This window comes from Maribacter thermophilus, from assembly GCF_001020565.1.
GTDB lineage: Bacteria > Bacteroidota > Bacteroidia > Flavobacteriales > Flavobacteriaceae > Maribacter > Maribacter thermophilus.
The window spans coordinates 4,035,610-4,049,130 of the sequence record NZ_LDAS01000001.1 but is presented as its reverse complement, the minus strand read 5'-3'; the positions used below and the strand labels follow the sequence as shown (position 1 = coordinate 4,049,130).

General features: G+C 41.2%; 12 protein-coding genes. 10 read left to right on the top strand and 2 right to left on the bottom strand.

Features of this window, described 5'->3' with window-relative positions; all coding sequences use genetic code 11:
* The 7 genes from AB657_RS18120 to AB657_RS18260 form a co-directional block, all read left to right on the top strand.
* The coding region (locus AB657_RS18120) for a midas domain-containing protein (protein ID WP_047247686.1) at window positions 1-3,182 on the top strand (3,182 nt) is incomplete at its 5' end.
* Window positions 3,183-3,185: 3 nt separating this feature from the next.
* A complete protein-coding gene (locus AB657_RS17535; RefSeq protein WP_047247685.1) occupies window positions 3,186-4,259 on the top strand; it encodes a hypothetical protein in 1,074 nt (357 codons plus the stop codon).
* 109 nt (window positions 4,260-4,368) lie between these two features.
* The gene (locus tag AB657_RS17530; protein ID WP_047247684.1) at window positions 4,369-5,823 is read left to right on the top strand and encodes a hypothetical protein; all 1,455 of its coding nucleotides are present in this window, start codon (window positions 4,369-4,371) and stop codon (window positions 5,821-5,823) included.
* A 22-nt stretch (window positions 5,824-5,845) separates the two neighbouring features.
* Window positions 5,846-7,009: a gliding motility-associated C-terminal domain-containing protein gene (locus AB657_RS17525; protein WP_047248074.1), complete on the top strand. Its 1,164-nt coding sequence runs from the start codon at window positions 5,846-5,848 to the stop codon at window positions 7,007-7,009.
* A gap of 128 nt (window positions 7,010-7,137) precedes the next feature.
* Window positions 7,138-7,872, top strand: a complete 735-nt coding sequence (locus AB657_RS17520; RefSeq protein WP_047247683.1) for a M15 family metallopeptidase — start codon at window positions 7,138-7,140, stop codon at window positions 7,870-7,872.
* A gap of 40 nt (window positions 7,873-7,912) precedes the next feature.
* Entirely contained in the window at window positions 7,913-8,680 is a 768-nt protein-coding gene (locus AB657_RS17515; protein WP_047247682.1) for a M48 family metalloprotease, read from the top strand.
* Window positions 8,681-8,843: 163 nt separating this feature from the next.
* A complete protein-coding gene (locus AB657_RS18260) occupies window positions 8,844-9,011 on the top strand; it encodes a DUF6747 family protein (protein WP_316933228.1) in 168 nt (55 codons plus the stop codon).
* A 110-nt stretch (window positions 9,012-9,121) separates the two neighbouring features.
* On the opposite strand, the gene AB657_RS17510 is transcribed toward AB657_RS18260, so the two are convergent.
* Together AB657_RS17510 and AB657_RS17505 are read right to left on the bottom strand one after the other, a co-directional pair.
* On the bottom strand, window positions 9,122-9,505 hold the full coding sequence (locus tag AB657_RS17510) for an ankyrin repeat domain-containing protein (protein WP_047247681.1): 384 nt from the start codon (window positions 9,503-9,505) through the stop codon (window positions 9,122-9,124).
* A 237-nt stretch (window positions 9,506-9,742) separates the two neighbouring features.
* The gene (locus tag AB657_RS17505) at window positions 9,743-10,135 is read right to left on the bottom strand and encodes an ankyrin repeat domain-containing protein (protein ID WP_047247680.1); all 393 of its coding nucleotides are present in this window, start codon (window positions 10,133-10,135) and stop codon (window positions 9,743-9,745) included.
* A 235-nt stretch (window positions 10,136-10,370) separates the two neighbouring features.
* On the opposite strand from AB657_RS17505, the gene gpmI reads away from it, so the two are divergent.
* From gpmI to AB657_RS17490, 3 genes are read left to right on the top strand one after another with little or no spacing between them, the layout of a single operon-like run.
* On the top strand, window positions 10,371-11,891 hold the full coding sequence (gene gpmI / locus AB657_RS17500; RefSeq protein ID WP_047247679.1) for a 2,3-bisphosphoglycerate-independent phosphoglycerate mutase: 1,521 nt from the start codon (window positions 10,371-10,373) through the stop codon (window positions 11,889-11,891).
* Between the two features lie 31 nt (window positions 11,892-11,922).
* Complete coding sequence (gene map / locus AB657_RS17495; RefSeq protein WP_047247678.1) at window positions 11,923-12,741, top strand: type I methionyl aminopeptidase; 819 nt, start codon at window positions 11,923-11,925, stop codon at window positions 12,739-12,741.
* A gap of 14 nt (window positions 12,742-12,755) precedes the next feature.
* A complete protein-coding gene (locus tag AB657_RS17490) occupies window positions 12,756-13,520 on the top strand; it encodes a class I SAM-dependent methyltransferase (RefSeq protein WP_047247677.1) in 765 nt (254 codons plus the stop codon).
* The last annotated feature ends 1 nt before the right edge of the window (window position 13,521 follow it).

Sequence of the window (13,521 nt, the reverse complement as noted above, 5' to 3'; positions counted from 1 at the left end):
ACGGGGATGACGACACACAATTGACCGAAGCAGAAGTGGCGACCGCAGTGAACAATCAGTTCCCAAACTTGGATACGGATGTTACCGATGATTTCGATGGGGAATGGACAAGCCTCAACAACATTCCTGCGGACATTGCCGATGGTGACGACGATACACAACTGACCGATGCACAAGTGGCAGCGGCTGTAAATGCCGAGTTCCCGAACCTGGATACCGATGTTACCGATGATTTCTCGGGTAGTTTCAATGACTTGAGTGATGTACCTGCTAACTTGGACACTGACTCCACAGACGACTTTGACGGTGAGTGGACCAGCTTGAACAACATTCCTGCGGACATTGCCGATGGTGACGACGATACACAACTGACCGAAGCAGAAGTCGCTACGGCGGTGAACAACCAGTTCCCGAACCTGGATACGGATTCCACCGACGACTTTGACGGTGAGTGGACCAGCTTGAACAACATTCCTGCGGACATTGCCGATGGCGATGACGATACACAGTTGACCGATGCGCAAGTGGCAGCGGCCGTAAATACCGAGTTCCCAAACTTGGACACCGACTCCACCGACGACTTTGACGGTGAGTGGACAAGCTTGAACAACATTCCTGCGGACATTGCCGATGGTGATGACGATACACAATTGACCGATGCACAAGTAGCAACCGCCGTGAACAACGAATTCCCTAATCTGGATACGGATGCTACCGATGACTTTGATGGGGAGTGGACCAGCTTGAACAACATTCCTGCGGACATTGCCGATGGCGATGACGATACGCAATTGACCGATGCACAAGTGGCAGCGGCTGTAAATGCCGAGTTCCCGAACTTGGATACCGATGTTACCGATGATTTCTCAGGTAGTTTCAATGACTTGAGTGATGTACCTGCTAATCTGGATACGGATTCCACCGACGACTTTGACGGTGAGTGGACCAGCTTGAACAACATTCCTGCGGACATTGCCGATGGTGACGACGATACACAACTGACCGAAGCGGAAGTCGCAACAGCGGTGAACAATCAGTTCCCGAACCTGGATACGGATGTTACCGATGATTTCGATGGGGAATGGACAAGCTTGAACAACATTCCCGCCGATATCGCAGACGGCGATGACGATACACAATTAACCGATGCACAAGTGGCAGCGGCTGTAAATGCCGAGTTCCCGAACTTGGATACCGATGTTACCGATGATTTCTCGGGTAGTTTCAATGACTTGAGTGATGTACCTGCTAACTTGGACACTGACTCCACAGACGACTTTGACGGTGAGTGGACCAGCTTGAACAACATTCCTGCGGACATTGCCGATGGTGACGACGATACACAATTGACCGATGCGCAAGTAGCAACGGCGGTGAACAATGAATTCCCTAATCTGGATACGGATGCTACCGATGACTTTGACGGTGAGTGGACCAACCTGAACAACATTCCTGCCGATATCGCCGACGGTGATGACGACACACAACTGACCGATGCACAAGTAGCAACCGCCGTGAACAACGAATTCCCTAATCTGGATACGGATGCTACCGATGACTTTGATGGGGAGTGGACCAGTCTGAACAACATTCCCGCGGACATTGCCGATGGTGACGACGATACACAACTGACCGATGCGCAAGTGGCAGCGGCTGTAAATGCCGAGTTCCCGAACCTGGATACGGATGCTACCGATGACTTTGACGGTGAGTGGACCAGCTTGAACAACATTCCTGCGGACATTGCCGATGGTGACGACGATACACAACTGACCGATGCACAAGTAGCAACCGCCGTGAACAACGAATTCCCTAATCTGGATACGGATTCCACCGACGACTTTGACGGTGAGTGGACAAGCCTTGCCAACAGACCTGCTGGATTGGACGATGGCGATGATGATACACAATTGACCGAAGCAGAAGTCGATGCCTATGTGGCGAACAACGGATATTCCACGGGCGCACATACCACCGATGCCGCCGACCTTACCTCAGGTGTCCTTGACGATGCCAGAGTACAGGAATCGAACGTAACACAACACCAAGCGGCGTTGACCATTACCGAATCGCAGATAAGTGACCTGAACCATTCTGCAGATGACCAACAAGTTGAATTATTTGCATTTAATGGCTCTACTTACGAACTACTGCTCGGACTTGAAAATGATGCAACGACCAGAGTCGCAAATTTATCATCTTTACACGCCGATGGTACTGAGACTAAAATTACCGCAGGTTCTGGTATACTTATAACGGGCGACGGTTCTTCATCGCAGCCATACAACATTATCAACAACTTCACTGAAGTGGATGACAGTGTTACGAACGAAGTAAATACCGCTTTTTCTACCGTAACTGTTTCTGGAACAGATTATTTGAGAATATCGGATTCTAATGGCAACCTAGACGTTCCCTTATCAGATCTATCCCATTCTGGCACTACGGGGTCTGTATTTTTTGCAGGTACAGACGGTTCACCTACCGAAAACAACTCTCAATTATTTTGGGACAATACCAATAATAGATTAAGCATTGGAAACCCTTTATCAGGAACAAATAAATTAACAGTTAACGGAGCGACAAGAACAAGTGGCCTAAATAACTCCGATGGAACCACCGGGCAACCATCATACAGATTCTCGGACGATTCGAACACAGGAATGTATAGCCCGAACAATGATGAAATCGGTTTTAGTGTTGGCGGAACAGAAGCTTTAAAAATGGAAGAGAATTCTGGTACAACTTCTGTTATCGTTAATGAAACCTTAGAATTGGAAGGGGCCGTATTGGACAGTAGTGATTCCCCTGGTACGGCCGGACAAGTACTTAGTTCCACTGCAACGGGTACAGCATGGGTAGACAGTTATAATCCTGTAAAAGTAATTGGTAAAATTGCCTCTAACGGAACAGTTACCAGGGCAACCCCAGGAGTAACCGTAACAAGATTGAGCACCGGACGTTATAGGGTTACATTGCCTGCCGGTTCAGTTTCAGATGCCGACTATATTATTCAATTGACCCAGCCCGGTAGAGGTGGTGCCGGAAATGATGACCCAGGTATCTCCTACTCCAATCAAACAGCCACAAGTTTTGAAGTTATTATAGGAGACAATGATAATGGTGGTACGGATAGAAGTCGATTTGATTCAGAATTTATGTTTACAATTTTAGACCTATAATCGATGAAAAGAATACTATTTACAATCTTATTGCTCGTAATTTCAGGCATTTCATACGCCCAGATCGACGGCACCCTACTTTTAGGCCTGACACAGGCGACCACTTCCGAAATGAACGCCATAAGCAATCCGGTTGAAGGTTCTATCATCTATAACACCACCGAGAAAACGGTCTATCAGTTTAACGGTAGTACATGGAACACCATGACCCAGCTTCCTGAGGACCTTGCCGATGGGGATGATGACACCAAATATTCCGTAGGGGAAGGACTCGAATTAAGTGGGACTTCCATATCGATAAAACAAGATGAAATTACACCAGACTGGTCGAACATCGAAAACATTCCGTCAAATTTAGATACCGACAATAGCAATGAAATACAAAAACTAACTAAAACCGGTGTTAAAATAAGCCTTAGTAACGGTGGCGGCTCTATAGCCGAGACAGAAACGGCTATGAAACAGGACACTGGTGACGGTAAAATATATTTCAACAATGAAGCGGAGACAACATTTATTGCAAACGTAGTTTCAGAAGACGAAAACAATGAATTAAAAACAGGATCTGATGGAGGTGCCTATTTTGAGCTCAATTCAAAAACACAGACCATAGAGGTCGACCAATCGGATCTATGGGCCGGTCAGGTAGATGATAACGACATACATTCTAACGGTACATTGAGCGTTAGCCAAACAAGGGCAGATTCAGGTTGGTCCTTTTCAGGGGCCAGCACCATTAAATATACAGGAACTCCCGACTATGTAAAAATAGATGTAATGGCCGTCGCCAACAATACGGGGAACCACTGGGCTCAGCCACATATTAAAGTGTTCAGAAACGGTACCGAAATTGGGGAAGGAAGCGGATTATACATGGACGATAGTACAACGTATTCGGGTAGAACCACGGTTAACGTAAATATGGTGGACCCCAACCCAGGTACGAATCCTGTCTACACTTTTACAACATTAGAAGATGACAATAGAACCATGAACAACGCAACCATTTCAAATTTATCACCTATTTCTTTATTGGCGGTAAATAAAAAGGAGGTGGTGATCTCAATATCCAACTAACAAAAACAACAGAAAGAACAACATGATTTTGAAAAGCTTATAGAACATTAGAAAAATAAACATTATGTCTCTGTATGTATATTTTAAATTATAGGTTATTACTACGAATATGAAAAAACGATTTCTTCTTTTTACCATACTTCTCATCACAAGTTTTTGCTATGGGCAAATTGAAGCAGGCCTTCTTTTAGGTCTTACTGAAGCCACCACTACGGAAATAAATAACCTAAAAGGTATGGCCGAAGGACAAATGCTCTATAATACAGACACCAAGGAAGTGATGATATATAACGGTTCTCAATGGATATCAACCTCTAATTCCAATTGGTTGTCCACAGGGAACATATTGGCCCCAACGGACTATTTGGGCAGTAACAACGATGTTTCCTTAGACCTAAGGTCCAATGGTGTCAGTTTGCTCGAATTTGGGCGCAGACAAACCTTAGGGCTTACCCAAACGTACCCGGACTACAATGACAATGACCAATACTTGACCTACCTAAAAGGCAATAACGGAACCTCTGCCCTACAGTTTCAAGCAGATGCGGCCAATTTCTACAAACCTATGTTCTTTACCAATACCGACGGCAACTTTAGATTAAAGGGAAGTGCCGCACAGACCGATTTTTTTGAAATAGGTTCTACAGGTACCAATAACGCAGGGGAAATGGAATTCATCATTGGCGACGACGGTGCCGAGCCCTTTACATTTAAACGATATGATTATAGGGATCAACTTAAAAAAGAGCTTTTTAGAATTCAGGGTAGTTCCGATAGCCAAAATGCCTTACCTAGGGTCGGTATCAATACGGGACAATTGGCCAATTCCACCTTAGAGGTAAACGGCTCTGTTGCAACCGCCATTTCCTCACCAAGTTCTAGTTTAACCTTGGATGAAACATACCATACAGTGCTAATAAATTCTAACACTAGCATTACTTTACCTTCGGCAAATACCTGCGAAGGACGCACCTATATTATTAAGAACACCCATAGCAGTGCCATCAGCATTTCGACTTATGTTGATAATACAGGCACAAACTCGACCTCTGTTCCATCGAATAGTGTGGTACAGTTACAAAGCGATGGTAGTTCATGGCACTCCATTACCCCTGGCCTACCCTCCTTTAAGTACTCTCAGACCTTCGCCGGTAGAGCTTATTTTTACAACAACAACTGGTATGTACCAAATGCATCATATGGACTTAATTTTTATTGGAATCAAAATATAGGCACAGGCAACACCCCCCCTTACACCACTACGGCATCACCTGCAGGTGTACCGATCGCCCGTAGCGAAACACTTACCAAATTTATAATGAAGAATGATTTCAATGCAAATCCTACTGGAACTCAACAAATTAATTTATCCGTATTAAGAGGAAACTCCTATATCAATATAGGCACATACAATATAACCGGAGGAAGTACCAGTATTTCCATGCACAACCAAGATGTAAATTTTCAACTACAGGAAAACGACCTGTTGGTTTGGGCCTGTAGAACAAGTGGTGGTGCCAATAGGTATTCAGCTGCATCAATAACCTTTGAATTTGCGTATTAGACAAATGAATAAAAACCGAACTATGAGATTTGTACTTATCATGTTTTTTGCTTTCAACTGGGCCTTGGCACAAGAAGCGGTGCATAACTATGGCCCTATGCAAATTCATGGTACCACCATGGTAGGTTTTCATATGGATTTGATCAATGATGGCGCTTTTAACCAAAATTCAGGTCTCGTAGGGTTTTATAGTTCTAACAAAGAATTGACGCTTTCTGGAAACTCCAATCCCGTATTTTATGATGCCGAGGTTGCCGTTGATGACGGATTCTACATAGAAAACACCATGGGGGTTACAAATAACCTAAATCTTATATCGGGTATTATTTATACCCCAAGAACCCAATCTGAAGTCAATTTGAGCTTTTTGACCGATTCGTTCTATGTAGGCGAATCGGACAACACATTAATAGATGGCTATGCATCCATTCAAGGAAAGGAAACTTTTACCTTCCCCGTGGGAGAAAACAATGTTTTAAGACCTTTGACCATAACATCAGAATCTATAAACGATTACGCCAAGAGTGCCTATTACCGTGAAAGCCCCAACAGCCCCAGTATTTTTGGAGCTTCGTTCAATACCGAACAGACCGCTAATGAATATATTGCCGTTAGCGATTATGAATTTTGGCATTTAGAAGGGGAAATAGCCTCTAAAGTCACCTTGACCTGGAACGAAGAAAGTTACGTAAGCCTGTTGGGCGATTTTATTTCAGACCTAAAGGTCGTAGGATGGAACATAGAAAAGAAAGAATGGGAAAACCTTGGCAATACAGATGTACAAGGCGATATGGATAATGGCAGTATTACCTCTGACACCTTTATACCCAACGATTATGAGATTATTACCATAGGAGGAAATAACGACATACTTGAAACACTGAACAGTGTTCAGTTAGACAATTATTATATGACCCCCAATGGAGATGGTATAAACGATAGGTTGGTCATAGACGCCGTGGAAAGTTCTCCGAACAATTCTTTACAGATATTCAATAGATACGGTATACTGGTATATTCAAAAGAAAATTACAACAATGAGTTTAATGGCATCTCCAATAGAGAATCTGCCATTGCTAAAAACTCAGGTCTGGCCTCTGGTATCTATTTCTATATTATCACCCTTAACGACCTTAACATTAAACACCAAGGCTATTTGTACCTAACAACCTATCAAAATAATTAAGAACCATGCCAAAAGTAATAAACAGACTTGGGCAAGGGCGATCTAAAATTAATTGAGTAATTTTATACAAGAGAATTCGAACACGAAATACCACCTTGACAAACGAGGTTAAATTAACGTCAAAATTAATGCAGCGAAGATCATTCATTAAAAAAAGTAGTGGGGCCGCTTTGGCCATGTCACTGGCGCCTACCATTATCATAAAGGAAGACAGAGAATACTCTATTCTTGAACTTATGGGCAAGGAAGACATAAAACTCTACGGCGAGGGCATCAACCTTCGAAAGGAGGCACATGATGCTTTTATAAAAATGAAAAAGGCGGCCTATTCGGATGGCATAGACCTAAAAATAGTTTCGAGTTATCGAAATTTTTACAGGCAAGAAGCTATTTTCGAAAGAAAATATCTACGCTATACCGAGGAAGATGGAATGGAACCAATGGCTGCCATTGAAAAAATAATAGAATACTCTACCATACCCGGCACCAGTAGGCACCATTGGGGTACCGATGCAGATATTATTGACGGTTATAGAAAAACCGACGGTGATGTACTTGTTCCAGAAAAATTTGAATCGGGCGGGCCTTTTGAAGATTTCAAGTTATGGATGGATGAAAATTCCGAAACCTATGGTTATCACCTCGTATATACCGACAACCCCAAAAGAAGGGGTTTTAAATATGAACCATGGCATTATAGTTACGCTCCTATTTCTATTCCTATGTTAGAAGCTTTTAGAAGTAAAAATATAGTTGCGCTACTAAAGAAAGAAGAATTTTACGGTACGGAACATTTTACCATAGGCTTTTTAAAGTCGTACATCCAAAATAATATTTTGGACATAAACAGGTCGCTTCTCTAACTGTTTTGTATATTAGGCTCTATATCAGAACACTAACACCATGAGAAGAGGAAGCTGGAAAATCAGAATATTTATTGGTTTGGCCATAGTTGCCTTTGCATTTATACAAAAATGCAGCAACAAAGAAGAGAACCCTTATACGGGCAGAACCCAGACCATTAACATGTCGCCAGAACAAGAAATCGCCATTGGGCTGCAAAGTGCCCCAGAAATGGCCCAACAACACGGAGGGCTTTATCCCGATGAAAAAATGCAGGCCCTTGTTGATGCGGTAGGTCAAAAACTGGTAAACAATAGTATTGCCAAGGAAACCCCCTACCAATATGACTTTCATTTATTGGCAGACGACCAGACCATCAATGCCTTTGCATTGCCAGGGGGGCAGTGTTTTATCACATACGCACTTTTCTCACAGTTGACCGAAGCACAATTAGCAGGTGTTTTAGGACATGAAATAGGACATGTAATAGGAAGGCATTCTGCCGAGCGAATAGCCGAAAGCAGTTTTTGGCAGACATTGACCATGGGAGCCTCTGTTGGTGCCGACATGGGAGATTTAGTCGGCAACATTGGACAAAACACCTTATTGACCAATGGTCGTGATGATGAACTGGAAAGCGATGAGCTTGGGGTTCTTTTTATGATAGAAGCAGGTTATGACCCCTACGAGATGATCAAGGTTATGGAAATTTTAAAAGCAGCGGCAGGCCCCAATCGGGTTCCTGAGTTTCAAAGTACACATCCGGACCCTGAAAACAGAATTGAAAAAATCAAAGAAGCCATTGAAAAATACAATGGTAAGGTTTAAACGTTAATTTTTGCCGATAAACGGAAAAATTGTAATCATGACCGATTCTTTTTAATATATTTATCGCTCCCAAACCAATTAGTACCGCAAGAACTTTGCCCCTTATAGCTTTGATTTAGTAATTTTTACCGATTTTTTTTGGTATCTAAACAGACACACTATAATGGGAACACTTACACACTTTAGAAATCTTTATGTTGAGGCATTTGACAACTGCAAGCCAGAAATCTTGGTAGTAACCTTAAAAATCTATTCGGTTTTTTGTGCTATTATGTTATTCATGGGAATTTATGCTTTTACATATAGAGCCGTAAACGGTTTTGAATTTTAACGCTTACTCTTTTACCTGAACACTATTAAGAGTACAATTTTTTGTAATTAAAAAAGGCTCATTGGGTTACCCCAATGAGCCTTTTTTTGAGCTATCTTTAAGTTCCTTATTTAAAGACTGGCGTTAATTACCTCTAAAACATCCTTGGCATTTGACATTTCGGCATACTCCTTGGCCGTATACCCCTTGTCGCTCTTTATATCCAAGTTGGCACCATTAAGAATAAGAACCTTTAGCACTTCTGCCTTATTATACCTTGCGGCATACATGGCCGGCGTAAGCCCTAGAGATTTTTCATTTACCTTTTCTCCCAAAGCGATCAAGCTTCTTACCTGATCCACGTCTCCTTGCATAGAGGCCTTACAAAGATCATTTATTTTATCCTTGAGAGAAACACTAGTAACATCTACAATCTTAGAAGACGTAGTTTTTGCGTATGTACCTACACAGGCCAAAACGCATATCAGCAATAACATTGATATTGATTTTTTCATAATTTATTTATTTGATTGTTGTTTTATTTTTAATAATAAACAAAAATAACGCTTAAAATTTATCATATTGATATATAATATAAAAAATAATATTTATTTAACAAAATATTACCCTATTACACCCTTTCTAAGCAAACAAATGACAATAGCTTAACATACAACCATGTAGCAACTATCAAAAAAAAGGGCCTTGACATCATTTGAGTATCAAGGCCCTTTTTAATAATATAATAAAAATTAGCTTCCCATAGCATTTTCCAAAACTGCCAGTGCCTCTTTGGCATTCGATAATTCTGCATATTTCACCACAGAAAAACCTTTGTTACTTTTTATCTTTAAATCAGCCCCTTTATCAATTAGTAATTTTAACACCTCTACCTTGTTATATCTTGCAGCATACATAACAGGGGTCATACCCAAAGACTTTTTATTGATATCCTCGCCAAGTTCTATCATACGTTGGACCGTATCGATATCGCCTTGCATGACAGCCTTACAGAAAGAACTGATCTCAACAGATGTTGGAATTTCACTGGTTTCAATTTCAGGATTTACACTAGGTTCATTAGCCAGAAGGCCAGCACCCATAACCATAAAGAACATAGATAACGTTAAAACTGTTTTTTTCATGATGAATGAATTTAATTGATGAATTGATTTTGATTGTACAAGAAAAGACTTGTAGACCCATGAAATGTTACAGGATTAACACTTAAATAACTAAATTTTAACACACTTAACACCCTATTGGTTAAAAGAATCATAATCATGCTATTATAACTCAAAAAGAAAAACCATATACTAGTTATACTTAGTAAATCATACTATTTTTGATAATTATAATTTTATCCCTTAAAATACGAAGATGAATAAGAAGGTAATCTTGATGATTTTAGATGGTTGGGGAAAATCTCCCGACCCAAAAGTTTCTGCGGTAGACAAAGCCAATACTCCATTTATTGATAGTTTATATACAAAATACCCAAATGCGAACCTACTCACCGATGGTATGAACGTTGGACTACCGGAAGGCCAAATGGGGAATAGTGAAGTAGGTCATATGAACTTAGGGGCCGGAAGAATTGTATACCAAGACTTGGCCAAAATAAATTTAGCGATAAAAGACAACACCCTTAAAGATGAACAAGTCTTAAAAGACGCCTTTGCCTATGCAAAGGAAAACAATAAACCAGTTCACTTCTTAGGCCTATTGAGCAATGGCGGGGTACACAGCCACATTGATCATTTAAAAGGATTAATATCTGCCGGTAATGATTTTGGTCTTGATAAAATGTATGTACATGCCTTTACCGACGGAAGGGACGTAGATCCCAAAAGCGGAAAAAATTTCTTGACGGACCTGGTTTCATTCTGTTCCGATAAACATACTAAATTGGCTAGCGTCATAGGTAGATACTTTGCCATGGACAGGGATAAACGATGGGAACGCGTTAAAAAGGCATATGACGTAATGGTAAATGCCGTAGGCGAAAAGTCTACCGATATTTCAAAAACCATTCAGGCTAGTTACGACAACGGAAAAACAGATGAGTTTATCGAACCCATTGTAATGACCGATGATAGCGGCAATCCTGTATCAAAAATACAAGAGGGAGATGTAATCATCTTTTTCAATTTTAGAACTGATAGGGGCCGTGAGTTAACACAGGTTTTAAGCCAAGAGGATATGCACGAACAAAATATGCATAAATTAAACCTGTATTATGTTACCATGACCAATTACGATGATTCTTTTAAAGGAGTACATGTCATCTACGACAAGGAGAACATAAAGGAAACCCTTGGTGAAGTACTGTCAAAAGCAGGGAAAAAGCAGATTCGCATAGCCGAAACAGAAAAATATCCGCACGTTACCTTTTTCTTTAACGGAGGAAGAGAAATCCCGTTCGAAGGAGAAAAACGTTTATTATGTCCGTCGCCCAAGGTCGCTACTTACGATCTAAAGCCAGAAATGAGCGCATATGAAATACGTGACGCCATTATTCCCGAATTAAAGAAAGGCGAGGTAGATTTTGTATGTCTCAACTTTGCCAACCCTGACATGGTAGGGCATACGGGTGTTATGGAAGCCGCCATAAAGGCCTGCGAAACCGTAGATAAATGTGCAAAGGACGTGATTACCACAGCTATTGAAAACGACTACTCTGTAATTGTAATAGCGGATCATGGAAATTGCGAAACCATGATCAACCCGGACGGAAGCCCCAATACGGCCCACACTACAAATCCAGTTCCGTTAATTTTAGTGGACAAGGATATTAAACATATAAAAGATGGAGTCTTAGGAGACATAGCTCCTACCATCTTAAAATTGATGGGCATAGAAAAATCAACTTATATGACACAAAATTCGTTAGTAGATTAACCTGTCCCTAAATTATTTTACCTTTGCATTTATGGTAAAAATCAAATCAGCAGAACAGATAGAGTTAATGCGCGAAAGCGCTTTGATCGTCTCTAAAACATTAGGAATGTTGGCCTCTGAAATTAAACCAGGGGTCAACGCTCTATATTTGGATAAACTAGCGGAAACCTTCATAAGAGACCATGGTGCAGAACCAGGTTTCTTGGGCATGTACGATTTTCCGAACACTTTGAACATGAGCCCGAACGCTCAGGTAGTTCACGGTATTCCTACCGCAGAACCATTAAAAGACGGTGATATCATCTCTGTTGATTGCGGATCGTACAAAAACGGTTATTATGGTGACCATGCCTATACCTTCGAAGTAGGCGAGGTTGCCCCGGAGATAAAAAAACTTTTAAAAGTCACTAAAGAATCTCTTTACATAGGCATTCGTGAATTTAAGGTCGGAAATCGTGTTGGAGACGTTGGCTATGCCATACAGAACTATTGCGAAAGCCACGGATATGGTGTGGTACGTGAGCTTGTAGGGCATGGTTTGGGAAAGAAATTGCACGAGAGTCCTGAAATGCCTAATTACGGTCGCAGGGGTCGCGGTAAAAAATTTGTTGAAGGTATGACGGTCGCCATTGAGCCAATGATCAATATGGGCACCAAAAATATAAGACAATTAAAGGACGGCTGGACCATTCTTACGGCAGATGGCAAGCCAAGCGCCCATTACGAACACAATGTAGCCATTGTTAACGGTAAGCCAGAGCTACTATCTACCTTTCAGTACATATACGATGCTTTGGGCATAAAAAGCGACGAAGAAGACGAATTTAGGCAGACCAAACTACAATCATAGGTTTTTAAAACTATATGAAGAAGGTCTTTAAATTTTTTCTCAATCTAATTCCCAGACCGCTATTAATTAAATTAAGCTATTTAATTAGGCCACTTTTATCGTTTTACTATAGGGGATCAACATATGAAGACCCCATAGATGGTAAAAAATTTAGGAGCTTTCTTCCTTATGGATACGAGAAACCAAGAGAAAATGTACTATCGCCCTCTACCCTATCGTTAGAACGCCATAGACTATTATGGCTATACCTAAAAAATGAAACTGACTTTTTTAAAAATCGGTATAAGGTATTGCACTTTGCCCCTGAACAAGCCTTTTACAAACGGTTTAGGCAATTAAGTAACCTAGACTATACCACCACCGACCTTAATTCTCCGTTAGCCGATGTAAAAGCGGATATATGTGACCTTCCATTTCAAGACAATGCTTTTGACATTATTTTATGTAATCATGTATTGGAGCACATACCTAATGACACAAAAGCCATGGAAGAGCTACACAGGGTCTTAAAACCTGGTGGTTGGGGTATTTTTCAAATTCCTCAAGACCTTAAAAGAGAAACGACTTTTGAAGACGACTCCATAACCGATAAAAAGGAAAGAGCCAAAATATTTGGTCAATATGACCATGTGCGTATTTACGGCAAGGATTATTTTGACAAGCTGCGATCCATCGGGTTTATTGTAGAAGAAGTGGATTACACCACAAAGATGTCCACTGAGGATGTTGACAGATATAGGTTGGCCAAAGGCGAAATAATTCCCGTGGTAAGAAAATAGG

Excerpts from the sequence above, each read along its gene's own strand:
- AB657_RS17530 (WP_047247684.1), top strand. The coding sequence starts at position 4,369 with ATGAAAAAACGATTTCTTCTTTTTACCATACTTCTCATCACAAGTTTT.
- AB657_RS17510 (WP_047247681.1), bottom strand. The coding sequence starts at position 9,505 with ATGAAAAAATCAATATCAATGTTATTGCTGATATGCGTTTTGGCCTGT.
- AB657_RS17525 (WP_047248074.1), top strand. The coding sequence starts at position 5,846 with ATGAGATTTGTACTTATCATGTTTTTTGCTTTCAACTGGGCCTTGGCA.
- AB657_RS17505 (WP_047247680.1), bottom strand. The coding sequence starts at position 10,135 with ATGAAAAAAACAGTTTTAACGTTATCTATGTTCTTTATGGTTATGGGT.
- AB657_RS17535 (WP_047247685.1), top strand. The coding sequence starts at position 3,186 with ATGAAAAGAATACTATTTACAATCTTATTGCTCGTAATTTCAGGCATT.
- map (WP_047247678.1), top strand. The coding sequence starts at position 11,923 with ATGGTAAAAATCAAATCAGCAGAACAGATAGAGTTAATGCGCGAAAGC.
- AB657_RS18260 (WP_316933228.1), top strand. The coding sequence starts at position 8,844 with ATGGGAACACTTACACACTTTAGAAATCTTTATGTTGAGGCATTTGAC.
- AB657_RS17490 (WP_047247677.1), top strand. The coding sequence starts at position 12,756 with ATGAAGAAGGTCTTTAAATTTTTTCTCAATCTAATTCCCAGACCGCTA.
- AB657_RS17520 (WP_047247683.1), top strand. The coding sequence starts at position 7,138 with ATGCAGCGAAGATCATTCATTAAAAAAAGTAGTGGGGCCGCTTTGGCC.
- AB657_RS17515 (WP_047247682.1), top strand. The coding sequence starts at position 7,913 with ATGAGAAGAGGAAGCTGGAAAATCAGAATATTTATTGGTTTGGCCATA.
- gpmI (WP_047247679.1), top strand. The coding sequence starts at position 10,371 with ATGAATAAGAAGGTAATCTTGATGATTTTAGATGGTTGGGGAAAATCT.